Origin of the sequence: Paraburkholderia steynii, assembly GCF_900100565.1 — a bacterium.
In the GTDB taxonomy this organism is placed as follows: Bacteria; Pseudomonadota; Gammaproteobacteria; order Burkholderiales; family Burkholderiaceae; genus Paraburkholderia; species Paraburkholderia terrae.
Genome location: NZ_FNDI01000002.1, coordinates 508,707 through 533,828 on the forward strand (window position 1 = coordinate 508,707; position 25,122 = coordinate 533,828).

Below are 25,122 nucleotides of genomic sequence, written 5' to 3' on the forward strand. Positions count from 1 at the left end.
CAAACATGACCACGCCACAAGAACTCAAAGCGATCGTATCCGAAGGCCTTCTGTCGTTCCCCGTCACCGACTTCGACAGCAACGGCGACTTCCGTCCCGACACGTATGCCGCGCGCCTGGAATGGCTTGCACCGTATGGCGCGACGGCACTCTTTGCTGCGGGTGGCACGGGCGAATTCTTCTCGCTGACGAAGTCGGAATATTCGAATGTGATCCGCACCGCGACGGAAACCTGCAAGGGCAAGGTACCGATTCTCGCGGGCGCGGGCGGCCCGACGCGTGTCGCGATCGAATACGCGCAGGAAGCCGAGCGCAATGGCGCGCAGGGCGTGCTGCTGATGCCGCACTATCTGACGGAAGCGTCGCAGGAAGGCATTGCCGCGCACGTCGAGCAGGTGTGCAAGGCGGTGAAGAACATGGGCGTGATCGTATATAACCGCGCGAATTCGAAGCTCGGGGCGGATTCGTTGGAGAGGCTCGCGGACAAGTGTCCGAACCTGATCGGGTTCAAGGATGGTGTGGGTGATATCGAGAGCATGGTGACCATTCGCCGGCGCATGGGCGATCGGTTCTCTTATCTTGGTGGTCTGCCGACTGCTGAAGTTTATGCTGCTGCTTATAAGGCACTGGGCGTGCCCGTTTATTCTTCTGCTGTGTTCAATTTCATTCCTAAGACGGCGATGGAGTTCTATCGCGCGATTGCTGCGGATGATCATGTCACTACCGGCAAGCTGCTCGATGAGTTCTTTTTGCCTTATCTGGCGATTCGGAATCGTCGGCAAGGGTATGCTGTGAGTATTGTTAAGGCTGGGGCCAAGCTTGTAGGCCATGACGCTGGGCCTGTGCGGGCGCCCCTCACCGATCTGAGCGAAGACGAGTTGGCGCAACTCGATGTGCTTATCAAGAAGCTTGGAGCGCAGTAAGAGGTTTTTTGTCTGCGACGCTGGTGGGGTTGTCGCTTTTTTTGGTGCTGGCGGTGCCGGGTGGTTTGCCTGTTCTTGCGCTGGCATCCGCGTTTTGTTAGCGTGCTTCACGCGTCGCCCCTGTGCGGGGCGGCACCTACTTTTCTTTGCCGCCGCAAAGAAAAGTAGGCAAAAGAAAGCGGCTAACACCGCAAGTTCTTGTGTTTGCCTGAGGGCCCCCAAAGGTTCCTACGCGTCACACGGCAACCACGTGACCCATGCTCGTTGCCAACGCATTGAAAGAGCGCCTCACCTGCTCCACGCGCCCGCGTTGCGGCACGCCATGGCAGATAGTCCACGGCCGCCCAGGTGGCAAACTGTGTGTCGGCCCCTTGTGCTCCACACGCATCACTTCGGACCGATAGCGCAAGCGTTCCACCCTGTAAGAGCGCTACCCTATACGACGCGACAACCTACACACAGTTTGCCACCTGGGCGGCATATACCATTCGGTGCCGCTGGCCTGAGTACGGGTATTCGAAGCGGGTGAGGCGCACATTCAAAGCGTTGGCAACGCACGCAAATAGAAATGCTGCCGTGTGAAGCGTAAGACCCTTTGGGGGCCCTCAGGAAAAAACTAGAACTGGCGGTGTTAGCCGCTTTCTTTTGCCTACTTTTCTTTGCGGCGGCAAAGAAAAGTAGGTGCCGCCCCGCACAGGGGCGACGCGTGAAGCACGCTAACAAAGCGCGGATGCCAGCGAACGAAAAGGCCAGAACAACCAAACCGCGAAAGCCAGAAAACCAACAAAAACCACGCCGCAAGGGCAAAAAAAAACCTCACCCCAATTCCCCGAACAACCAATCCTGAAAACTCTTAACCTTAGGCAAATCCGCCCGCGACTTAAGCAAGTTCATGGTATAGCCATTCACGCGCAAACCTTCTAAACCTAAAGGCGCAACGAGGGCCCCGGCCTTCAACTCCCTCTGCGCGAGCAACAAACTTTCAAGACACACTCCCAGCCCGTCAACAGCCGCCGAAATCGCCATAAAAGAGCGATCAAACCTTGGCCCCCGCGTAATATCCAGCACAACTTTGCGATGCAACCGCATCCAGTCCCGCCATCCAACGAGACACCCTTCACTATGAATCAACGTGTGATGCCTTAAATCCGCGACAGCGCGAATCGGATGCTCGCCCAACGCCAGCCTTGGCGCACACAACGGCACAATCGTCTCCAAAGGCAAATCGAGCACCATCGTCCCCGCCGGTTGCAATCGCCGCGCGCCATACCGGATGTCGATATCCACCGCTTCCTTGATCAGATCGACAGGCGCCGACGACGCATTGAGCCGCACATCAATATCTGGATGCATCGCACTGAAGCGCGCGAGCCTCGGCATCAGCCATTGCGTCGCAATGCTAGGCGTCGCATGCACCGTGAGAATGTCGCTCTTCTCGACACGCCCAATGTCCCGCGTGGCCTTGTCGATCCGCGCAAACGCTGCGCCGATTTCCTCTGCATATTGCCGACCCGTGTCAGTCAGGATCACCGCGCGATGCACGCGATGAAAGAGCCGCACGCCCAACTGATCCTCCAGAAGCTTGATCTGATGGCTGATCGCGGAAGGCGTCACAAACAGTTCGTCTGCTGCAAGCGCGAACGACGATAGCCGCGCAGCGGCCTCGAATGCCTGTATCGACTTGAGTGTGGCCCGGTTGTGCATAGCAATATCCACATGAAATGAATTCACCGATAAGCCACTTTAATTCGTTTGAGCCAATGCTTTCAAGTCGATACGCTTGTCTTACTCGCAGCACACACCAAACAAGGGATTACCCGGATCTGCGAGCTGCATGAAGCATCCCGTCATGAATCACCGAGCGCCCGGCCTTCATCGAGCCTGACGCCGCAAAGGAGACACGCGTGAATACGAGCGAAGCCGGGCAGACCGCCCAACTCGCGGAACACGCCTACCGCATCCGCCGCAACGCGCTGCTAATGGGCGAAGTACAGGGCCAGGGCTATATCGGCCAGGCGCTCGACATTGCCGACGCGCTCGCCGTCGCCTACTTCGGCGCCATGCGCTACCGCCCCGAAGACCCCGAATGGGAAGGCCGCGACCGCTTCCTGCTGTCGAACGGTCACTACGCGATTGCGCTGTACGCCGCGCTCTTCGAAGCCGGCATCCTGCCCGCCGACGAACTCGAAACCTACGGCAGCGATGACAGCCGTCTGCCCATGTCCGGCATGGCGAGCTACACGCCTGGCATGGAGATGTCAGGCGGCTCGCTCGGCCACGGTTTGACGATTGCCGTCGGCCGTTGCCTGGGACTGAAGCGCAAGAACTCGGACTCATTCGTCTACACGCTATTCTCCGATGGCGAACTCGACGAAGGCGCGATCTGGGAAGGCGTCATGTCCGCCGCGCACTGGAAGCTCGACAACCTGATCGCGATCGTCGACGTCAACAACCAGCAGGCCGATGGTCCATCGACGCAGATCATGGCCTTCGAGCCGCTCGTCGAGAAGCTCGAGGCATTCGGCTGGTACACGCAACGCGTGAACGGCAACGACATCGACGCCGTCAAGCAGGCTTTCGACAACGCCCGTCATCACGACAAACCGCAACCGCGCATCATCGTCTGCGATACGAAGATGGGCTGCGGCGTGCCGTTCCTCGAAGAACGCGAGAAGAACCATTTCATCCGCGTCGACGCACACGAGTGGAAGCTCGCGCTCGAAGCACTCGAAGCCGGGAGACAAGCATGAGCACCGTCGCCAGGAAACCCAAGCTGAAAACGTCGGCGATGATCGCCTCGATCGCAGGCGAAGGCCAGGTCACGCGTTCCGCGCCGTTCGGCCACGCGCTCGCCGAACTGGCGCGCACGAAGAGCAACGTGATCGGCATGACGGCCGATCTCGGCAAGTACACCGACCTGCACATCTTTGGGAAGGAGTTTCCTGACCGTTACTACCAGATGGGCATGGCCGAGCAACTATTGATGGGCGCAGCCGCTGGCCTCGCGCATGAAGGCGCACAGCCGTTCGTGACGACCTACGCGGTGTTCGCCACGCGCCGCGCCTACGACTTCATCCATCAGGCGATCGCCGAAGACAACCTCGACGTGAAGATCGTCGCCGCACTGCCCGGCCTCACGACAGGCTACGGCCCGAGCCATCAGGCCGCCGAAGACCTCGCGCTGATGCGCGCCATGCCGAACATGACGGTGATCGATCCATGCGACGCGCTCGATATCGAACAGATGGTGCCCGCGATCGCCGCGCACAAAGGCCCTGTCTATGCGCGTCTATTGCGCGGCAACGTGCCCGCCGTGCTGGATGAATACGACTACAAGTTCGAACTCGGCAAGGCGAAGCTGCTGCGCGACGGCAACGAGGTGCTGCTGATCTCGTCCGGGATCATGACGATGCGCTCGCTCGAAGTGGCGAAGGCGCTGGAAGCGGACAACATCGGCGTCGGCGTGCTGCATGTGCCGACCATCAAGCCACTCGATACCGCCACGATCCTGCGCGAAGCAAAGCGCACGGGACGCATGGTGATCGTCGCGGAGAACCATACGGTGATCGGCGGGCTCGGCGAAGCAGTGGCGCGCACGCTGCTGGGCGCGGGCGTCACGCCGCCGTTCCGCCAGATCGCGCTGCCCGACGAGTTCCTCGATGCGGGCGCCCTGCCCACGCTGCACGATCGCTACGGCATCTCGACGGATGCGATGTGCGACACCATCAAAGGCTGGCTCGGCTAACAGCCTGTAGCAACACCACAACCCCTAATCAAGCATTCAGGAGAACAGCATCATGTCAGAGTCGCGTCTTCTCGACGGCAAGGTCGCCGTCATTTCCGGCGCCGCATCGCCGCGTGGCATCGGCATGGCCACCGCGCGCATGTTCGCGCAGCACGGCGCGAAAATCGCGATCCTCGATCTCGACGCCTCGGCGGCACGGGATGCAGCGGCGTCGATCGGCCCCGAGCATCGCGGCTATGTGTGCAACGTCACCGACAAACAGGCGTGCCAAACCGCCGTTGAACAGATCGTCGCGGACTTCGGCGCGATCGACGTGCTCATCAACAACGCAGGCATCACGCAAGCCGTGAAGCTGCTCGATATCGATTCCGAAAGCTGGGACCGCATTCTCGATGTGAACCTGCGCGGCGTGTTGTATCTGTCACAAGCCGTCGTGCCGCAGATGAAGAAGCAGAAAAGCGGCTCGATTGGCTGCATGTCGTCGGTATCGGCGCAGCGCGGCGGCGGCATTCTCGGCGGCCCGCACTATTCGGCAGCGAAAGCAGGCGTGCTCGGACTCGCCAAAGCGATGGCGCGCGAACTCGGTCCCGATGGCATCCGTGTGAACTGCGTGACGCCCGGCCTGATTCAAACCGACATCAACGCGGGCAAGATTCCCGACGACAAGCGCGGCGAGATTCTTGCCGGTATTCCGCTAAACCGGCTCGGACTGCCCGACGACGTAGCAGGCGCATTTCTGTTTCTCGCATCGCCGATTTCGTCGTACATCACGGGTGCCGTCATCGACGTGAATGGCGGCATGCTGATCCACGGCTGACGCACGGATAACCCCCACCGACGCGCGGCCCGGTCAAGCCAGCCGCGCGCGACAACGCAGTCGCCGTACACAGGCAAACGCGCCGCAGAGCACGTTGTCCGCGAATACAACTATACCGATGCATCACATCCGTATTGGAGGAAGACATCATGAGCAACCGCACGACTATCCGCCGCGGCATCGACCGACGCACCTTTCTGAAAGCCGGCGCGAGCGTCGCTGCCGCGGGGCCGCTCTGGGGCCTGTCGATCCGCCGCGCGTCAGCTGCCGACTTCTCGTACAAGCTCGCGACGGGCCAGGACCCGACCCACCCGGTGAATGTCCGCGCCCAACAGGCCTGCGACAAGATCCGCGCCGCGACCAACGGCAAGCTCGATATCAAGGTATTCCCGTCCAACCAGCTCGGCTCGGACACCGATCTGCTGTCGCAGGTGCGCAGCGGCGGCGTCGAGTTCTTCAACCAGGCATCGTCGATTCTCGCGACGCTCGCGCCCGCCGCGGGCATCGTCAACACCGGCTTCGCCTTCCCCGACTACGACACCGTCTGGAAAGCAATGGACGGCGACCTCGGCGCGTATGTCCGCGCGCAGATCGAGAAGACGGGCATCGTGACCGTATCGAAGGTATGGGACAACGGATTCCGCCAGGTCAGTTCGTCGACGCGCGTCATCAAGACGCCTACGGACCTGAAGGGCTTCAAGATCCGCGTGCCGCAGGCGCCGATGCTCACGTCGCTCTTCAAGGCGCTCGACGCCGGCCCCGCCCCCATCAACTTCAACGAACTGTATTCGGCGTTGCAAACGGGCGTTGTCGAAGGACAGGAAAACGCGCTGCCCATCATTGCGACGGCCAAGCTGTACGAAGTGCAGAAATCGATCAGCCTCACGTCGCACGTGTGGGACGGTTACTGGATTCTCGGCAACCGCCGTGCGTGGGAAAAACTGCCGCCCGACATGCGCGCGATCGTCACGCGCGAATTCGAAGCGGCCGGGATGCTGCAACGTGCGGACATCGCGAAGCTCAACGGCTCGCTGCGCAACGATCTGAAGGCCAAGGGCGTCACTCTCGTCGACGTGGACCGCCCAGCGTTCCGCGACGCGCTGCGCAAAACGAGCTTTTATAGCGACTGGAAAGGGAAATACGGCGACCAGGGCTGGAGCCTGCTCGAAAAGTACGTCGGCAAACTGGTGTAAACGCCATGCACACCATCTCTTTCCCGCATCCGTCGCCGCGCCGTATCGTCAGCGTGATCGACAACCTGCTCGCGCACGTCGTCGAGATTCCGGCTGCGCTGCTCGTGGTCGCCGAGATCTTCGTGCTGCTCGCCGGCGTCACGAGCCGCTATCTGCTGCACACGCCGCTCGTCTGGTCTGACGAACTCGCGTCGATGCTGTTCCTCTGGCTGGCGATGCTCGGCGCCGTCATCGCCTTGCGTCGCGGCGAGCACATGCGGATGACGGCGCTCGTCGGCAAGGCGTCGCCCGCCGTGCGCGCGTTTCTCGATGTCGTCGCGATCGCCGCGCCTTTGGCGTTTCTGCTGCTGGTGATCGGACCCGCCGTCGAGTTCGCGCAGGACGAAGGCTTCATCACGACGCCCGCGCTCGAAATCTCGAACTCGTGGCGTGCCGCGGCCCTGCCAGTCGGCTGCGCATTGATGCTGGCCGTCGCTTGCCTGCGTCTGATCCGCACCTCCAACTGGCAGATGACGATTGCGGCGCTCGCGCTGGTCGCGGCGATCGCGGGCGGCTTCGTTGCGGTGAGCCCGCTGCTGCACGAACTGGGCAACGTGAACCTGCTGATTTTCTTCGTCGGCCTTGTCGCGTTGTGCGTGCTGTCGGGCGTGCCCATCGCGTTCTCGTTCGGGCTCGCGACCTTCGGCTATCTCGCACTGACGACGAGCACGCCGCTCAGCGTGGTGGTCGGGCGCATGGACGAAGGCATGTCGCATCTGATCCTGCTGTCCGTGCCGCTCTTCGTGTTCCTCGGGCAACTGATCGAAATGACGGGCATGGCCAACGCGATGATCGCGTTTCTCGCCAGCCTGCTCGGCCACGTGCGCGGCGGTCTTTCTTATGTGCTGGTCGGCGCGATGTATCTGGTGTCGGGCATCTCCGGCTCGAAAGCGGCCGACATGGCCGCCATCGCGCCCGTGCTGTTCCCCGAGATGAAGGCGCGCGGCGCAAAGCCCGGCGACCTCGTCGCGCTGCTCGCCGCCACCGGCGCGCAGACCGAGACGATTCCGCCGAGCCTCGTGCTGATCACGCTCGGCTCGGTGACGGGCGTGTCGATCTCCGCGCTATTCACGGGCGGCATGCTGCCCGGCATCGTGCTCGCTATTACGTTGTGCGGCGTCGTCTGGTGGCGCTATCGCAGCGACGATCTGTCGGCCGTGCGCCGCGCGACACGCGGTGAAATCCTGCGCAAGCTCGCGATCGCCGTGCCTGCGCTCGCGCTGCCCTTCGTGATCCGGCTCGCCGTGGTGGAAGGCGTCGCGACCGCGACGGAAGTGTCGACGATCGGCATTGCGTATGCGGTGCTCGCGGGTCTGCTGATCTATCGCCGCTTCGAATGGGCGCGGCTCAAGCCGATGCTGATCGACACGGCCGCGCTGTCGGGCGCGATCCTGCTGATCATCGGCGCGGCGACGGGCATGGCGTGGGCGCTCACGCAATCCGGCTTCTCGGGACAGCTCGCGCAGACGCTGGGCGGCTTACCCGGCGGCGCCGCGATGTTCATGGCCGCGTCGATGCTGGTGTTCATCGTGCTCGGCAGCGTGCTCGAAGGCATTCCCGCGATCGTGCTGTTCGGCCCGCTGATGTTCCCCATCGCGCGGCAAATGGGCATTCACGACGTGCATTACGCGATGGTCGTGATTCTGTCGATGGGCGTGGGCCTGTTCGCGCCGCCGTTCGGCGTCGGCTACTACTCGGCGTGCGCGGTGAGCCGCATTCATCCTGACGAAGGCATGAAGCCGATCGTCGGCTACATCGCGGCGCTGATCGTCGGTCTGATCGTCGTTGCCGCCGTGCCGTGGATCTCGATCGGGTTCCTGCACTGACGCATTGCGCTGCGTCCGTTGCACGACGCAGCGCGCTTCTTTTTTTACCCTATCCAACTTGCGATAGCCGCCGCGCGATGCGCGCAGCGGCAAGGAGAAGTCATGTCCGCACTCATGCCGTCGCTCGAAACGCGACCGCTTGCCAACGCGATCCGTTTTCTGGCCATCGACGCCATCGTGCGCGCCGGCGAAGGCCATCAGGGCGTGCCGCTCGGCATGGCCGAGATCGCGACTGCCCTGTTCACGCAGCACATGAAGTTCAATCCCACCGATCCGCAATGGCCCGATCGCGACCGCTTCGTGCTGTCGAACGGACATGGTTCGATGCTGCTCTATGCGTTGCTGCACCTGACGGGTTACGCGCAGTTTGGCATCGATCAGATCCGCTCGTTCCGCGAAATGGGCTCGCATTGCGAGGGGCATCCCGAGTTCAATACCGCGGCCGGCATCGAGGTCACGACCGGGCCGCTCGGGCAAGGCATCGCGAACGCGTTCGGCATGGCCGTCGCCGAAGCGTATCTGAACGCGAAATTCGGCGACGCAATCGTCAACCACCACACCTATGCGTTCGTCGGTGATGGCTGCCTGCAGGAAGGCGTCGGGCAGGAAATGATCTCGCTTGCAGGGCATCTACAGCTCGGCAAGCTGATTCTCTGCTGGGACGACAACCGCATCACCGACGACGGCAGCACCACGCTGTCAATCAGCGAAGACGTGAGCGAGCGTTTTCGCGTCGCGGGCTGGCATGTAATCGAAGTCGACGGCCACGATCTCGACGCACTCGCATCTGCGCTCGCCGAAGCGAGACGCGATCCGCGCCCGTCGATGCTCGCCTGCCGCACGGTGATCGCGCGCGGCATCGCGCGTCTGCAAGGACAACGCGGTGGTCACAGCGGCAAGCTGTTCGAAGCCGACGCCGACGCGGCGCGCAACGAACTGAACTGGCCGCACGCATCGTTCGACATTCCGCGCGACGTGCTCGACGAATGGCGCGCAGCGGGCCGGCGCAGCGAACGCGAATACCTCGCGTGGCACGAACGTCTCGCCGCGTTGCCCGACGACACGCGCGCCGAATTCGAGCGCATTCAGGCGGGCCGCTTGCCCGAAGGCTGGCAGCGCGTGCTGGAAGACTATAAAAAGCAGGCGATCGAAAAAGGTGAAGGCCAGGCGGGCATCATGATTTCCGCCGAGATCAACGATCTGCTCGCGCAATTGCCCGAGCGCATGGTCGGTTGCGCGGACCTCGAAGCGCCGACGAGCCACAAGCGCAGCCTGCACGCCTTCACCGCCGAAGATCGCAGCGGCGCATACGTGCATTGCGGCGTGCGCGAGCACGTGATGGGCTCGATGGCGAACGGCATGGCCGCGCACGGCGGCGTGATTCCGCTGGCCGTCACCTATCTCGCGTTCGCCGACTATGAACGCCCCGCGATGCGGATGGCTGCGCTGATGGGCCTGCCCGTGAAATTCGTGTTCAGCCACGATTCGATCGGCGTCGGCAAGAACGGGCCGACGCACCAGCCGGTGGAGATTCTCGCCTCGTTGCGCGCCATGCCGAACATGCGCGTGTTCCGTCCCGCCGATGCCGTCGAAGCCGCCGAGTGCTGGGCGCTCGCGTACGAGCATCGCAGCGGCCCGAGCACGATGGTGTTTGCGCGACAGACCTTGCCGCTCGTGCGCACGCGTTCGAGCGCGGACAACCTGTGCGCGCGCGGCGGCTACGTACTCGCCGAAGCCGAAGGCGGCAAGCGCGCGGTCACCTTGCTCGCGACGGGTTCGGAAGTCGTGCTGGCGGTTGCGGCACGCGAACGTCTGCAACAGGAAGGCATTCCGACTGCCGTCGTTTCTTTGCCCTGCTGGGAACTGTTCGACGAACAGGACGACGCGTATCGCCGCGCTGTGCTGGGCGTGGACACGGTCCGCGTCGGCGTCGAGGCGGCCGTGCGATTCGGCTGGGACCGCTATCTCGGCGAACGCGGCGGCTTTGTCGGCATGACAGGATTTGGCGCGTCCGGCCCGGCGGAAGCGTTGTACGAGCATTTCGGCATCACTCCCGCGCATATCGTCGCGGAAGCCAAGCGTCATCTCTGACCGATCGGACATCAACAGGAACCAGCATGCAGAAGATCGTCTTTCTCGACCGCGCGACGCTCGCGCCGCAAATCCGGCTCACGCGGCCGTCGTTCGAACACGAGTTCATCGAGTACGACCATACCCAGGCGGATCAGGTCGTCGCGCGTCTGGAAGGCGCGACCATCGCCATCACGAACAAGGTGCCGCTCACTGCCGATACGCTCGCCCGCTTGCCGTCGCTGAAGCTCGTGGCCGTCGCCGCGACGGGGACCGATTGCGTCGACAAGGAAGCATGCGAAAAGCACGGCATCCGCGTATCGAACATTCGCGGCTACGCGGTGAACACCGTGCCCGAGCATACTTTCGCATTGATGCTCGCGCTGCGGCGCAATCTGATCGCGTATCGCGACGACGTGTTGAATGGCGAGTGGCAGAAGTCCGGGCAGTTCTGCTTCTTCAATCACGCGATACATGATCTCGGCGGCATGACGCTCGGCATTATCGGAGAAGGCGTGCTTGGGCAGCGGGTTGCCGAGATCGGCAAGGCATTCGGCATGCGTGCGCTGTTTGCGGCGCACAAGGGCCGCGATGGGCTGGGTCCGCTTTATACGCCGTGGGACGAGGTGCTCGCGACGAGCGACATCATCACGATTCATAGCCCGCTGACGCCGCGAACGCGCGGCATGCTCGCTATGGAAGAGTTTCGCGCGATGAGGCGCAAGCCACTCATTATTAACACGGCACGTGGTGGGCTCGTTGATGAGGATGCGCTGGTGCGCGCGCTTGATGAAGGGCTGATTAGCGGCGTTGGGTTTGATGTGCTGTCTGGCGAGCCGCCTGGGGATGATAATCCGCTGATGCGTATTGCGAGTCGCCCGAATGTGATTGTGACGCCGCATGTCGCGTGGGCATCGGATGAGGCGCAGCAGGCGCTGGCGGATCAGTTGATGGATAACATTGCGAGGTTTGTCGGCGGCGCGCCGGTGAATGTGGTCGTGTAGCGCGAGGTTTCTTGTCTGCGACGCTGGTCGGTGTTTTGGGCTTTGCGCTGGTATCTGGGTTGGGTCTTTGCTGTGCGGGTGGTTTCGTTGTTCTGGCCTTTGCGATGGCATCCGGGTTGGGTCTTCGCTGTGCGGGCGGTTTCGTTGTTCTGGCCTTTGCGCTGGCATCCGCGCTTTGTTAGCGTGCTTCACGCGTCGCCCCTGTGCGGGGCGGCACCTACTTTTCTTTGCCGCCGCAAAGAAAAGTAGGCAAAAGAAAGCGGCTCACACCGCCAGCCCGTGTTCTTATCCAGGGGCCCCCAACGTCCCCATGCTTCACACGGCAGTGCCCTGGTTGGTGCTCGTTGCCAACGCTTTGAATGAATGCCTCACCCGCGTCAAATACCCGTACTCAGGCTAGCGGCAGCGAATGGTTTGCGCCGCCCAGGTGGCAAACTGTGTGTAGGTTGTCGCGGCATACAGCTTGGCGTTCTTACAGGGTGGAACGCCTGCGCTATTCGGTCCGGAGTGAGGCGTGTGCAGTACCACGGCCGACACACAGTTTGGCACCTGGGCGGCGGTGGACTATCTGGCACGGCGTGCCGCAACGCGGGCGCGTGGAGCAGGTGAGGCGCTCTTTCAATGCGTTGGCAACGAACATGGGTCACGTGATTGCCGTGTGACGCGTAAGACCCTGTGGGGGCCCTCAGGCAAACACAAGAACTGGCGGTGCGAGCCGCTTTCTTTTGCCTACTTTTCTTTGCGGCGGCAAAGAAAAGTAGGTGCCGCCCCGCACAGGGGCGACGCGTGAAGCACGCTAACGAAGCGCGGATGCCAGCGCAAGAACAGGCAAACCAAACCAGCCGCGCCACGAAGACATAACGCGGATGCCAGCGCAAAGGCCAGATCAACCAAACCGCTTGCGCAGCAAACACCACTCCGCCTAAGAGCAGCGAAAACCCAAAAAACCAAACCGCCTGCACCGCGAAGGTGCCACATAAATTCTGACGAACCGCCAGCGCACGGCTTGCAATACCCATAAAGACTACTTACGTCCAACACAAGCCGCGCATGGGCACCACATGCTGCTGCATCAGCCGCTAATCAGCGAAACAAGGCTAGCAGAGGGAAAGCGTCGCAGACAGTCAGCCCCATTCCCCCGAACAACAAAACTAACATCTGTTTCCACCGCGACAAGCGGTAACGCAAAACTACACCTCCGTAACCCGCCGTCACGCGGCGCCCCCTAGCATCGTTGTCACCCCGCCCGCCGCATGCCCTCGCGCACGGGCCGCCTTTGACAACCGCTGATGAACCTTTCGCGTCCCTTTATCGAACGCCCGGTGGCGACGACGCTGCTTTCGCTTGGCATCGCGCTCGCAGGCATATTCGCTTTCGCCCGGCTTCCCGTTGCGCCGCTGCCGCAAGTCGATTTCCCGACCATCTCCGTGCAGGCCAGTCTGCCCGGCGCAAGTCCGGACACAGTCGCGAACAGCGTCGCGAGTCCGCTCGAACGTCATCTCGGACAGATCGCCGACGTCACCGAAATGACCTCGCAAAGCTCCGTAGGCATGACGCGCATCACGCTGCAATTCGGCCTCGACCGCAACATCGACGGCGCCGCGCGCGACGTGCAGGCCGCGATCAACGCCGCACGCGCCGATCTGCCGTCGAGCCTCAAGAGCAATCCGACCTATCGCAAGGTCAATCCCGCCGACGCGCCCGTCCTCATTCTCTCGCTCACGTCACACACGCTCACGCAGGCTAAGCTCTACGATCTCGCGTCGACGATACTCGTGCAGTCGCTGTCGCAATTGCCCGGCGTCGGTGAAGTGGACGTGAACGGCTCGGCCAATCCCGCCGTGCGCGTCGAGTTGAATCCGACCGCGCTCTATCACTACGGCATAGGCCTCGAAGACGTTCGCGCGGCGCTCGCATCGGCAAATGCCAACAGTCCGAAAGGGATCATCGAAAGCGAAGGCAGGCGCTTCCAGCTCTATGCGAACGATCAGGCACGCACCGCCGCGCAATACAAGAACCTCGTGATCGCGTATCGCGACGGCGCAGCCGTGCGCCTGTCGGACGTCGCCGAAGTCGTCGATTCCGTCGAGGATCTGCGCAATCTCGGCCTCGCCGGCGACAATCAGCCGTCAGTGCTGGTGATGCTTTACCGGCAGCCCGGCGCGAACATCATCAGTACCGTCGACGGCATCCGCGCGACCGTCGCGCAACTCAAGCCCGCGCTGCCCGCCGATGTCGACATCCTCGAAGCCTCCGACCGCTCGACGACGATCCGCGCCTCGCTGCGCGACACGGAAGCCACCCTGCTGATCGCCGTCGCGCTGGTGATACTCGTCGTGTTCTTCTTTCTCGGCAGCGCGCGGGCCGCGTTGATTCCGAGCGCGGCCGTGCCCGTGTCGATCGTCGGCACGTTTGCGGTCATGTATCTGCTCGGCTATTCGATCGACAATCTGTCGCTGATGGCCTTGACCGTGGCAACGGGCTTCGTCGTCGACGATGCGATCGTCGTGCTCGAAAACATCGCGCGGCATCTCGAAGCGGGCAAGTCGCGCATGCAGGCGGCGCTGCTCGGCGCCCGCGAAGTCGGCTTCACCGTGCTGTCGATTTCGATTTCGCTGATTGCCGTGTTCATTCCGATCTTGCTGATGGGCGGCATCATCGGGCGGTTGTTTCGGGAGTTTGCGGTGACGCTATCGGTTGCGATACTCGTCTCGCTCGCTGTATCGCTCACGACTACACCCATGATGTGTTCACGGCTGCTCGCGAGCACAAAGCGCGATAACGGCGGCAACGCATCGCGTATGCAACGTCTCTCGCATTTGCTGACGCAGCCGCTGGAACGCATGCGTGAAGGTTACGCGCGGACGCTCGACTGGTCGCTGCGCCATCCGTTGCTGATGATGTCGTTGCTGCTCGTCACCATCGCGTTGAACGTGTTTCTCTACATCGAGATTCCCAAGGGTTTTTTCCCGCAGGAAGACACGGGCCGTTTGATCGGCGGCATTCAGGGCGATCAGAGCGTGTCGTTTCAGGCGATGGAAACGAAGCTCAAGCATCTGATGCAAATCGTCCGCTCGGACCCTGCAGTAGCGAGCGTTGTTGGCTTCACAGGCGGACGTCAGACCAATACCGGTTTCGTGTTCGTGTCGCTGAAACCGCTGTCAGAACGTAACCAGACAGCCGATGAAGTGATCGCGCGGCTGCGTCCCAAGTTGAACGAAGTGGCGGGCGCGCGTCTCTATCTGCAACCCGTGCAGGACATTCGCGTCGGCGGCAGGCAGAGCAACGCGCAGTATCAGTTGACGCTGCTAGGCGACACGAGCGCCGACGTGTACAAATGGGCGCCGCGCCTGACTCAGGCGTTGCAGTCGCTGCCCGAACTCGAAGACGTCAACTCCGACCAGCAACAAAGCGGACTCGAAGCCGATGTCGATATCGACCGCGCGACGGCCGCGCGCCTCGGCATCACGCCCGCGCAGATCGACAACACGCTGTACGACGCGTACGGTCAACGGCTCGTCTCGACGATCTACAACCCGATGAACCAATACTATGTCGTGATGGAAGTCGCGCCGCGTTACTGGCAGCATCCGGAGACGCTGAACGATCTGTATGTCAGCACGTCGGGCGGCTCACCGAGCGGCACGCAGTCGACGAACTTCGTCGCGGGTACAGTCAGCGGCCCGACCGCCGCGAGCACGTCACAAGGCAGTTCGAATGCCGCGCAGGCTGCCGGATTTGCGCAGGCTGTCACGACGCCAGGCGGCACGGCGACGCCTACTGAACCTATCGCAGCGTCGACAAGTGCCACGTCCGCGACGAGCGCCGATGCAGCCAGCAGCACGAGCGCGGCATCCGACGTCACCGTCACGCTTCCCACAGCAGGCGCAACGCCGTTCGCGCTAGCCGTTCCCGCGCTGAACAGCACGAGTACGAGCGGCACGACCTCGACTACAACGAGTAGCGCCGCGACCGTCGCCGCCGACTCGGCCCGCAACCTCGCGATCAATTCGCTCGCGGCAAGCGGCCATTCCAGCGCATCGGCGGGCACGTCCGTCAGCACCGCGCAGGAAACGATGATTCCATTCAGCGCGTTCGCGCGCTTCAAACCCGGCCACACCGCCCTCGGCGTGAACCATCAGGGCAGTTTCGTCGCCACGACGATCTCCTTCAACCTGCCGCCGCATGAATCGCTCTCGACAGCGATGACGGCTATCAACCGCACGATGATCGACATCGGCATGCCCGCATCCCTCCACGCGAGCTTCGAAGGCACGGCGCGTACCTTCCAGCAGTCGCTGTCGGACGAGCCGCTACTGGTGGCCGCCGCGCTGCTTTCCGTGTATATCGTGCTCGGCGTGCTGTACGAAAGCTACGCGCATCCGCTGACCATTCTGTCGACGCTGCCCTCAGCGGGCGTCGGCGCGCTGCTCGCGCTGATGCTGTTTCACGTCGAGTTCACGGTGATGTCGCTGATCGGCGTCATTCTGCTGATCGGCATCGTCAAGAAGAACGCGATCATGATGGTCGACTTCGCGATCGACGCGTCGCGCTCGGGTATGTCGCCGCGCGACGCGATCTACCACGCGAGCCTGATGCGCTTTCGCCCCATCATGATGACGACCTGCGCCGCGCTGCTCGGCGCGCTGCCGCTCGCGCTCGGCAGCAGCGAAGGCGCCGATCTGCGGCGGCCGCTGGGCATTTCGATTGTCGGCGGATTGATCGTGAGCCAGATACTGACGCTGTATACGACGCCCGTGGTGTACCTGTATGTCGACCGCCTCGGCGTCTGGCTGCGCTCGCGTTTTGCACGGCGGGCGCTTCAGTAAATACCCGGATAACGCGATCTATTCCCGCCGTTTGCTCAAATAGATAGCAGAAATAGTTGGTTTGGCCGCCGGATTGCGCTCACTAGACTGCAACTCATCTTGTCATAACAAGTTGAGCCATGTCGAAACCGGCCAGCCCCCTCGCCCCCGTCGCCTCCGTTCCGCTCTACGCGCAGATCAAAGATGCGCTGCGCGTGCAGATTCTCGACGGCACCTATGCGCCGCATTCGCAGATGCCGTCCGAGCACGAACTCTGCGCGATGTACGGCGTGAGCCGCATCACCGTACGCCAGGCGCTCGGCGACCTGCAAAAAGAAGGCCTGTTGTTCAAGCTGCACGGTAAAGGCACGTTCGTATCGAAACCCAAGGCGTTTCAGAACGTGAGTTCGCTGCAGGGCTTTGCGGAAGCGATGTCATCGATGGGCTATGAGATCGTCAACCAGTTGCGCAGCTTTCGCGTCGTCGAAGCCGATCGCAACGTGGCCGCGCGCCTTGGCCTCGAAGAAGGTGCGCCCGTCACGGAAATCCATCGCGTGCGGCTGCTGAACCGCGAGCCCGTATCGCTCGAACTGACGTGGCTTCCCGAAGCGCTCGGCACGCGTCTGGCGAATGCCGATCTCGTCACGCGCGACATCTTCCTGATCCTCGAAAACGACTGTGGCGTGCCGCTCGGCCATGCGGATGTCGCAATCGACGCGATCCTCGCCGACGACGAAATCGTCGACGCGCTGCGGGTCGAGGAAGGCAGCCCCGTGTTGCGCATCGACCGACTTACGCACGACGCGGCAGGCACGCCGATCGATTACGAACATCTGTACTTTCGCGGCGATGCGTTTCAGTACCGCTTCCGTATCGACCGCGAAAAAGCGGGCAAAAACGCGAAGCACAACGCAACGAGGAAAGCACGATGAACACTCATGTACTCGAATACGACATCGTCGTGGTCGGCGGTGGAACGGCGGGACCGATGGCCGCTGTCAAGGCGAAGGAAGCCAATCCGAACCTGAAGGTCTTGCTGCTCGAAAAAGCCAACGTCAAACGCAGCGGCGCGATCTCGATGGGCATGGACGGCCTGAACAATGCCGTCATTCCAGGCCACGCGACACCGGAGCAATACACGCGGGAAATCACGATCGCCAACGACGGCATCGTCGATCAGGCCGCCGTCTACGCCTACGCGAAGCACAGCTTCAAGACCATCGAGGAACTCGACCGTTGGGGCGTGAAGTTCGAAAAGGACGGCACGGGCGATTACGCGGTCAAGAAAGTGCATCACATGGGCTCGTATGTGCTGCCGATGCCCGAAGGACACGACATCAAGAAAGTGCTGTACCGGCAACTGAAACGCGCGCGCATCGCGATCACGAATCGCATCGTTGCGACGCGGCTGTTGACCGACGCGCAGGGCAATGTGAATGGCGTGATGGGATTCGATTGCCGCACGGCCGAGTTCTACGTGGTTCGCGCGAAAGCAGTGATTCTGTCGTGCGGCGCGGCGGGCCGACTCGGCTTGCCCGCCTCCGGCTACCTGATGGGCACGTACGAGAACCCGACCAACGCGGGCGACGGCTACGCGATGGCCTATCACGCGGGCGCGGCGCTGGCGAATCTCGAATGCTTCCAGATCAACCCGTTGATCAAGGACTATAACGGCCCCGCCTGCGCGTATGTGACGGGTCCGCTGGGCGGCTTCACGGCGAACGGTAAAGGCGAACGCTTTATCGAATGCGATTACTGGAGCGGGCAGATGATGTGGGAGTTCTATCAGGAACTCCAGAGCGGCAACGGCCCCGTGTTTCTTAAGCTCGATCACCTCGCCGAAGAAACCATCCAGACCATCGAGCAGATCCTGCACACGAACGAACGTCCGAGCCGTGGGCGCTTTCATGCGGGACGCGGCACCGATTACCGGCAGCAGATGGTCGAGATGCATATCTCCGAGATCGGCTTTTGCAGCGGGCACAGCGCGTCAGGCGTGTATGTCAACGAGCACGCGGAGACGACGGTGGGCGGCCTTTACGCTGCCGGCGACATGGCCGCCGTGCCGCACAACTACATGCTCGGCGCGTTCACGTATGGCTGGTTTGCAGGTCAGAGCGCAGCCGCTTTCGTTGCGGGCCGCGAACATGCGCCGCCCGATCAACAACAGATCGATGCCGAACGCGCGCGCGTCTATGCGCCGCTCGAACGCGAACATGGGCTTGCGCCTGCGCAGGTCGAGTACAAGCTGCGCCGGATGGTCAACGACTATCTTCAACCGCCTAAGGTGACACGAAAGATGGAAATCGGCCTGCAACGCTTCGAGGAAATCGGCGACGACATCGCGTCGATCAAGGCCACGCATCCGCATGAACTGATGCGCGCCGCCGAAGTCCGTGCCATCCGCGATTGCGCCGAAATGGCCGCGCGGGCGTCGCTGTATCGCACGGAAAGCCGCTGGGGCCTGTATCACCATCGCGTCGATTATCCGCAGCGCAACGACGCCGACTGGTTCTGCCATACGCATCTGCGCAAGGATGCATCGGGCCGCATGACCAGCGAGAAACGCGCGGTCGAGCCATACATCGTGCCGCTCGACGAACGTGAACGCGGCTCATACAGCAACCTGCGCATTCACGACGACAAACCCGATCCGCGCGCGAACGCCCAGGCGCTCGCCGATGTGACCGCCTGACAGGAGCACCCGCGATGTCCTTCACCCCACACGACATTCTTCATCGAAGCGCGGCACCCGTCACGATCGACGAAAGCAAATGCATCGCCGATAAAGGCTGCACGGTATGCGTCGACGTGTGCCCGCTCGATCTGCTCGCGATCGACGTCAGCAAAGGCAAGGCCTATATGCAGTTCGATGAATGCTGGTACTGCATGCCATGCGAACAGGATTGCCCGACGGGCGCCGTGAAAGTCGATATTCCCTATCTGCTGCGCTAGCGAAACGACGCGAGCATTCAGCACTCACTGTCCTTGCCTTGATACCAACGAAAGAGCCGACATCATGACCATCCGCTACGCTCTACCGCACTTCATCTCCGTTGCTTCCCTCGCCCTCGCATTCACTGCGGGCTCGGCGCATGCTGAAACGATCCGCGTCGCCATCGGCACGCAGGACACGACGATCAACTGCGCGACAGGCGGCCTGCTGATCCGCGAACTGAATCTGCTCGACAAGTATCTGCCGCATACGGGCAAATACAAGGACGTGACCTACGACGTGCAATGGAAGGACTTCACGTCCGGTGCGCCGATCACGAACGAGATGGTCGCGGGCAAGCTCGACTTCGGCGTGATGGCGGATTTTCCGGGCTCGCTGAACGGTGCGGCGTTCCAGAAAGCGGGCCGCAAGAGCGAGTTCATTACCGTGTTGTCGGGCAGCGTGGAGGGCAGCGGCAACGGCATCGTCGTGCCTGAGAATTCGCCGATCCGTTCGATCGCCGACCTCAAGGGCAAAACGATTTCCGTGCCCTTCGCCTCGACGTCGCACGGCATGCTGCTGCGCGCGATCAAGGCGCAAGGCTGGAATCCCGAAACGGACGTGAACATCATCACGCAAGCGCCGGAAGTGGCGGGCAGCGCGCTGAAGGCGAACAAGATCGACGCGCATGCGGACTTCGTGCCGTTCGCGGATCTGTTTCCTTATCGCGGCATCGCGCGCAAGATTTACGACGGCGCGCAAAGCCATGTGCCCACGTATCACGGCGCGCTCGTCGATGCAGCCTATGCGCAGAAGTACCCCGAAGTGGTCGTCGCGTATCTGCGCGCCGCCATCGAGGCGAACCGTCTGATCGCGCAAGACCCCGAGAAATACAGCTTGCTGATCCAGAAGACGACGGGCATCGAAGCACCCGTCGATTATCTGTATCACGGCCCGCTTGGCCTTCAGACACGCGACCTCACATGGAAGCCGGAGTACCGGCAGGCCACGGCGACCGCAATCGAAACGCTCAAGCTGCTGAAGAAAACGGACGTCGATCTGGATGTGAACACGTTCATCGACGACCGGTATATCCGCCAGGCGTTCAAGGAGTCCGGTCTCGACTACGACGCCGCGCTGAAGAACTACGCGAAGCAACCGCTCGTCGCCAACGACGCCGTGACAGGCAAGCCGATCCGCGACTTCAACGACGTCGCCCAGGTGTGGCTCGACAACGAAGCGAAGGTCCGCAATTACGCATCGGCGGATGAAGCGTTCGCGGCGCTCGGCAAGATCGAGCAGTCGGGCGGCAAGGCGCGTGCCGTGTTCGTTCACGATCACGCAAACGGCCTCAAGCTGTTCGCGAACCAGGCGTGGTACGTGAAGGACGCACATGGCGCGATCACCGCGTTCCTGCTAAAAGCAGGCGCCGACCAGTACGCGCAACAGGTTTCAGGCTCAGTCGTCGATTATGCCGCCGCGAAAACGGGCGCGGCGCAAGCCGTCGCGTCGCGCTGAGCGCGTTTCATCGTCACGCCACATCGGGAAAACGTCTATGGCCGCCACCTTTGAACTCCGCGACAGACGCGAATCGACACGCGAGCGCGCGCCCCGCTTCGCCCCAACGACCAAACGTCGCGTATGGCGCGCGGCGTCGCTCGCCGCATGCGTCGTGCTCTGGCAACTGGCCGTGTACTTCAGGCTGTCGGCGGGCTTCATCACGTTCGCGAACGTGCCCGCGCCTTCCGATGCCCTGCCCGCCCTGTGGTCGCTGCTGCATTCGCCGAAGCTGCCGATGCATCTGGCCGCAAGCATCTGGCGCGTGCTGGCGGGCTTCTGTGTCGCGGCTGTGGCCGGCGTCGGCCTCGGTCTCGCGATCGGCCGCTACCGCGCCGTCGAAGATACCGCGCTGCCCGCGCTCGAAGTGCTGCGCCCGATTCCCGCCGTCGCGTGGATACCGCTCGCGATCCTGATGTTTCCGTCGTCGGAACTCAGCATGATGTTCATCACGTTCATCGGCGCGCTGTTTCCGATTCTGCTCAACACCGTGCATGGCGTGGAAGGCGTCGATCCACGGCTTGTTGCGACGGCTCGGAGCCTCGGTACGAAACCGTTTGCGCTCTATACGGAAGTGATACTGCCGGGCGCCGCGCCCGCGATTTTCACGGGCCTCGCAATCGGCATGGGGACCGCGTGGTTCTGTCTCGTCACCGCAGAGATGATCGCGGGTCAATACGGCATCGGCTATTTCACGTGGGAGTCGTACACGTTGCAGAACTACCCGGATATCGTCGTCGGCATGGCGCTGATCGGCGCGCTCGGAATGGGCAGCAGCGTGCTCGTCAAACGTCTCGGTGTCGCGCTGACGCCGTGGTACAGACTGCAGGAGACCCGCCGATGAGCAGCGTCGCCATTGAAGCCGCCACCACGGCGGCCAGCATCAGCGTGCGCGGGCTGGCCGTCGAAGTCGGGCCGCCGCATGCACGCATCGCGACGCTCGACGGCCTCGACGTCGATATCGCGCCCGGTCAGTTCGTCTGCGTGCTCGGCCCTTCGGGCTGCGGCAAGTCGACCTTGCTCGGCGCGATAGCGGGCCACATCGCCGCGACGCAAGGCATGATCGCCGTCGACGATGAAGCTGTCGACCGTCCGCATCCCGAACGCGGCCTCGTATTTCAGCAGCACACGCTGTTTCCGTGGAAGCGCGTGATCGATAACGTCGCGTTCGGTCTCAAGATGAAGGGACTCGGCGCGAGCGAGCGGCGCAGGCAGGCTGCGGAACTGCTGGAACTCGTCGGACTGGGCGGCTTCGACTCACACTATCCGGCGCAGCTATCGGGCGGCATGCAGCAGCGCGTCGAGATCGCGCGCGTGCTGATCAACCGGCCGCGCGTGCTGTTGATGGACGAGCCATTCGGCGCGCTCGATGCGCAAACGCGCCGCATGATGCAGACGCTGTTGCTCGATATCTGGGCAAAAGTACGCACCACTATCGTGTTCGTCACACACGACATCGAAGAAGCGCTGTTTCTCTCCGACCGTATCCTGATGTTGTCGCAGCGCCCGGCGCGCGTGGTCGCGGATATTCCGGTGCCGTTGCCGCGCCCGCGGCGCGACGATACGACGCTCGACCCCGCCTTCATCGATATCAAGCGCCAATGCCTTGCACTGCTGCGCGAGATGGCATGACGCCGCGCAACTTCACACTTTGATCGTCCATGACCGACCCGACCATTCTGACCTACGATCCTCAAACACTCGCGCCGGAAGCGGCGGCGTTGTTGCCGCGTCTCACGGATGCAGATGCCGTCGTGCGACGCATCGCGCTGCTCGAACTCGCCGACCTCGAAGACCCCGACGCGCTGCAACCCATCGTCGCCGCGCTGAAGCACGATGAATCCGCCGACGTGCGCAGCGAAGCGGCGCGCGTGCTCGGCGCATGGGAGCAACAGGAGATCGTCGCGGCGTTGTGCGAGGCGTTGACCGACGCGGAACACGATGTGCGCGAGGCTGCAGCATCGAGTCTGTCGGCGTTGAAGGACGCGTCTTCCGGCGAAGTGTTGTGCCTGTGGGTCGATCACTCCGAGCCGTTCGTGAAGGCGGCCATACTGCGCGCATTGCGCGAACTGCGTTATGCCGACGCGTTTTCAACCGCAGTACGCGCGCTCGATTATGACGATGCAGGCGTGCGCATCGAAGCCGTCGGCGTGCTCGGCTGGCTCAAGGACGCACGCGCACTCGTGCCGCTCGCACGTGTCGCGACGCGTGACACCAGCGCGGAGATTCGCCGCGCGGCCGTCGGCGCATTGGGTTTCGCGCCAGCGGACGATGCCGCGATAGCCGACGCGCTGCTACACACACTCGCCGATTCCGCGTGGCAAGTGCGCGAAGAAGCCGCCACGACGCTAGGCAAGCTGCGTGTGCAATCCGCCCGCGACACGCTGATTGCCGCGCTCGATGACGCCTACTGGCAAGTGCGCCTGCGCGCGGCGCGAGCTTTGGGTCAACTGGGCGACCGCGCCGCCGCGCAGCCGCTCGTCGCACTTCTTCCACACACGATCAGCAACTTGCGCAAGGAAGCGGCGCTCGCGCTAGGCGAACTGCGCGACCCATCAGTGATACCCCCGCTGGAACACGCACTCAACGACGCCGATCCCGAAGTCCGCAAGGCTGTGCGGATCGCGTTGCAGCAGATCGGGCAAAGCGCGCGATGAAAACGCCCCGGCACATCGAGATCGACCAAGCAGCGCACACGTTGACGCTGCATTGGCCCGACGGCGCGACACAGTGTGTCACGCATCGCGTGCTGCGGCAGCTTTGCCCTTGCGCCGAATGCAAGCGTCTACGCCTGCGTGGTGCTGAGCCCGTCGTCCCGGACGACATCGCCGTGCTGGACGTTCGCCCCGCCGGATACGGCGTCCAACTGCTGTTCAGCGACAGCCACGAACGTGGCATTTTCCCGTGGGAATTTCTGGAACGCTTGCCAGCAACGCTCTGATTCACGCATGTCGAGCCAACGTCTAACATGCGCACTCGATATCTTTATCTGAATTTACTATTTAAATTCTGCATAACGCAGTGATAGCCTGATTTCGACCCGCAGACGCTTGACGCGTCTGCTTTCACATCCAATCGTCCGTCGAAGCGGAACATACGGCAAGGAGCCAACGTGAGCGTCGAATTCATCGGCATGATCCAGCAGCGCAAGGTATCGGAAACGCATCTGCCCCAAGGCCCCGCGATCGATACCGACTATGTGCGCGCCTTCGCGCAGGCCCACGAGAACGCGGGCTTCGATCGCATACTCGTGCCGCACAGTTCGACGAGCCCCGACGCGACCATCACGATTGCCTATGCGGCGAGCGTGACGTCGCGCGTTCACTTCATGCTCGCGCACCGTCCCGGCTTCGTCGCGCCGACGCTGGCCGCGCGGCAACTGGCCACTTTGGATCATTTCTCCGGTGGACGTCTCGCCGTCCACTTCATCTCCGGCGGCAGCGACGAGGACCAACGCCGCGATGGCGACTATCTCGCGCACGACGAACGCTATGCGCGCACCGACGAATATCTGCAGATCCTGCGGCGCGTCTGGACCGAAAACCAACCGTTCGATCATGAAGGCCGCTTCTATCGCTTTGAAAAGGCTTTCTCCGATGTGAAGCCGAAGCAGACACCGCATGTGCCGATCTATTTCGGCGGCGCTTCAGAGGCTGCGCTCGCCGTCGCGGGCAAGCACGCCGATGTCTACGCGCTGTGGGGCGAATCGAAACAACAGGTCGCGGAACTGATCGGGCGCGTACGTGCCGAAGCGGCAAAGCATGGCCGCAACGTGCGCTTCTCGGTGTCGTTCCGCCCGATTCTCGCGTCGACGGAAAAGGCCGCGTGGGAACGCGCCGAGCACATTCTCGAAGAAACACGGCGTCTGCGCGTCGAACAGGGTTTTTCGCGCGGCGGCCCGCAGCAGAGCGAAGGTGCGAAGCGCCTGCTGGCCGCATCGGGAGACGGCGTGCGCGCCGACGACCGGCTGTGGACGGCAGTTGCGAAGGAAATCGGCGGACGCTCGAATTCGACGGCGCTCGTCGGCACGCCGGCGCAGGTCGCGCAAACGCTCTCCGAGTATTACGAACTCGGCGTGACGACCTTCCTCGTTCGCGGCTTCGATCCGCTCGAAGATGCAATCGACTACGGCCGCGAGCTGATTCCCACGACGCGCGAGTTGACCGCCCGCATCCGCCGCGCCGCGTGACCGGGAGCCTATAAAC

19 protein-coding genes are annotated in these 25,122 nt (G+C 62.6%); 18 read left to right on the plus strand and 1 reads right to left on the minus strand.

Translation table 11 applies throughout. The annotated features are described in order from the left end of the window. The first annotated feature begins 5 nt into the window (after positions 1-5). Complete coding sequence (kdgD, locus tag BLT65_RS06170) at positions 6-923, plus strand: 5-dehydro-4-deoxyglucarate dehydratase (protein ID WP_091775968.1); 918 nt, start codon at positions 6-8, stop codon at positions 921-923. Between the two features lie 816 nt (positions 924-1,739). On the opposite strand, the gene gcvA is transcribed toward kdgD, so the two are convergent. After that, a complete protein-coding gene (gene gcvA / locus BLT65_RS06175; RefSeq protein ID WP_244186429.1) occupies positions 1,740-2,654 on the minus strand; it encodes a transcriptional regulator GcvA in 915 nt (304 codons plus the stop codon). A 173-nt stretch (positions 2,655-2,827) separates the two neighbouring features. Here gcvA and BLT65_RS06180 point away from each other — a divergent pair, with 173 nt between their 5' ends. The 17 genes from BLT65_RS06180 to BLT65_RS06260 all read left to right on the plus strand — a co-directional run bounded on the left by BLT65_RS06180 (position 2,828) and on the right by BLT65_RS06260 (position 25,106). Then, entirely contained in the window at positions 2,828-3,673 is an 846-nt protein-coding gene (locus BLT65_RS06180; protein ID WP_091775974.1) for a transketolase, read from the plus strand. Then, on the plus strand, positions 3,670-4,668 hold the full coding sequence (locus BLT65_RS06185; RefSeq protein ID WP_091775977.1) for a transketolase family protein: 999 nt from the start codon (positions 3,670-3,672) through the stop codon (positions 4,666-4,668). Before BLT65_RS06180 ends, BLT65_RS06185 begins: the two co-directional genes overlap by 4 nt. 52 nt (positions 4,669-4,720) lie before the next feature. Beyond that, positions 4,721-5,485 carry an SDR family NAD(P)-dependent oxidoreductase gene (locus BLT65_RS06190; protein ID WP_091775980.1) on the plus strand — a complete coding sequence of 255 codons (765 nt, stop codon included), beginning with the start codon at positions 4,721-4,723 and terminating at the stop codon, positions 5,483-5,485. 149 nt (positions 5,486-5,634) lie between these two features. Continuing rightward, positions 5,635-6,678 carry a TRAP transporter substrate-binding protein gene (locus BLT65_RS06195; RefSeq protein ID WP_091775983.1) on the plus strand — a complete coding sequence of 348 codons (1,044 nt, stop codon included), beginning with the start codon at positions 5,635-5,637 and terminating at the stop codon, positions 6,676-6,678. Positions 6,679-6,683: 5 nt separating this feature from the next. Beyond that, entirely contained in the window at positions 6,684-8,543 is a 1,860-nt protein-coding gene (locus BLT65_RS06200) for a TRAP transporter large permease (RefSeq protein WP_091775986.1), read from the plus strand. A gap of 102 nt (positions 8,544-8,645) precedes the next feature. Beyond that, a complete protein-coding gene (tkt, locus tag BLT65_RS06205) occupies positions 8,646-10,634 on the plus strand; it encodes a transketolase (protein WP_244186430.1) in 1,989 nt (662 codons plus the stop codon). A gap of 26 nt (positions 10,635-10,660) precedes the next feature. Then, positions 10,661-11,617 carry a D-2-hydroxyacid dehydrogenase gene (locus BLT65_RS06210; RefSeq protein ID WP_091775989.1) on the plus strand — a complete coding sequence of 319 codons (957 nt, stop codon included), beginning with the start codon at positions 10,661-10,663 and terminating at the stop codon, positions 11,615-11,617. Between the two features lie 1,289 nt (positions 11,618-12,906). Continuing rightward, positions 12,907-16,446 (plus strand): efflux RND transporter permease subunit, encoded by a 3,540-nt coding sequence (locus tag BLT65_RS06215; protein ID WP_091775992.1) that lies wholly within the window; start codon positions 12,907-12,909, stop codon positions 16,444-16,446. Positions 16,447-16,565: 119 nt separating this feature from the next. Beyond that, complete coding sequence (locus BLT65_RS06220; protein WP_091775996.1) at positions 16,566-17,357, plus strand: GntR family transcriptional regulator; 792 nt, start codon at positions 16,566-16,568, stop codon at positions 17,355-17,357. Then, positions 17,354-19,120 carry a fumarate reductase/succinate dehydrogenase flavoprotein subunit gene (locus BLT65_RS06225; protein WP_091775999.1) on the plus strand — a complete coding sequence of 589 codons (1,767 nt, stop codon included), beginning with the start codon at positions 17,354-17,356 and terminating at the stop codon, positions 19,118-19,120. Before BLT65_RS06220 ends, BLT65_RS06225 begins: the two co-directional genes overlap by 4 nt. A 14-nt stretch (positions 19,121-19,134) precedes the next feature. Continuing rightward, positions 19,135-19,380 (plus strand): 4Fe-4S dicluster domain-containing protein, encoded by a 246-nt coding sequence (locus tag BLT65_RS06230; RefSeq protein WP_035995390.1) that lies wholly within the window; start codon positions 19,135-19,137, stop codon positions 19,378-19,380. A 64-nt stretch (positions 19,381-19,444) separates the two neighbouring features. Continuing rightward, positions 19,445-20,878, plus strand: coding sequence for an ABC transporter substrate-binding protein (locus BLT65_RS06235; RefSeq protein WP_091776002.1), 1,434 nt, complete (start codon positions 19,445-19,447; stop codon positions 20,876-20,878). A 37-nt stretch (positions 20,879-20,915) separates the two neighbouring features. Continuing rightward, positions 20,916-21,761 (plus strand): ABC transporter permease, encoded by an 846-nt coding sequence (locus BLT65_RS06240; protein WP_091776006.1) that lies wholly within the window; start codon positions 20,916-20,918, stop codon positions 21,759-21,761. Continuing rightward, positions 21,758-22,549, plus strand: coding sequence for an ABC transporter ATP-binding protein (locus BLT65_RS06245; protein WP_091776010.1), 792 nt, complete (start codon positions 21,758-21,760; stop codon positions 22,547-22,549). Before BLT65_RS06240 ends, BLT65_RS06245 begins: the two co-directional genes overlap by 4 nt. A 29-nt stretch (positions 22,550-22,578) precedes the next feature. Continuing rightward, a complete protein-coding gene (locus BLT65_RS06250; protein WP_091776016.1) occupies positions 22,579-23,574 on the plus strand; it encodes a HEAT repeat domain-containing protein in 996 nt (331 codons plus the stop codon). After that, complete coding sequence (locus BLT65_RS06255; RefSeq protein WP_042311869.1) at positions 23,571-23,858, plus strand: gamma-butyrobetaine hydroxylase-like domain-containing protein; 288 nt, start codon at positions 23,571-23,573, stop codon at positions 23,856-23,858. The genes BLT65_RS06250 and BLT65_RS06255 overlap by 4 nt, the downstream gene beginning before the upstream one ends. 171 nt (positions 23,859-24,029) lie before the next feature. After that, positions 24,030-25,106, plus strand: a complete 1,077-nt coding sequence (locus tag BLT65_RS06260; RefSeq protein ID WP_042311871.1) for an LLM class flavin-dependent oxidoreductase — start codon at positions 24,030-24,032, stop codon at positions 25,104-25,106. The last annotated feature ends 16 nt before the right edge of the window (positions 25,107-25,122 follow it).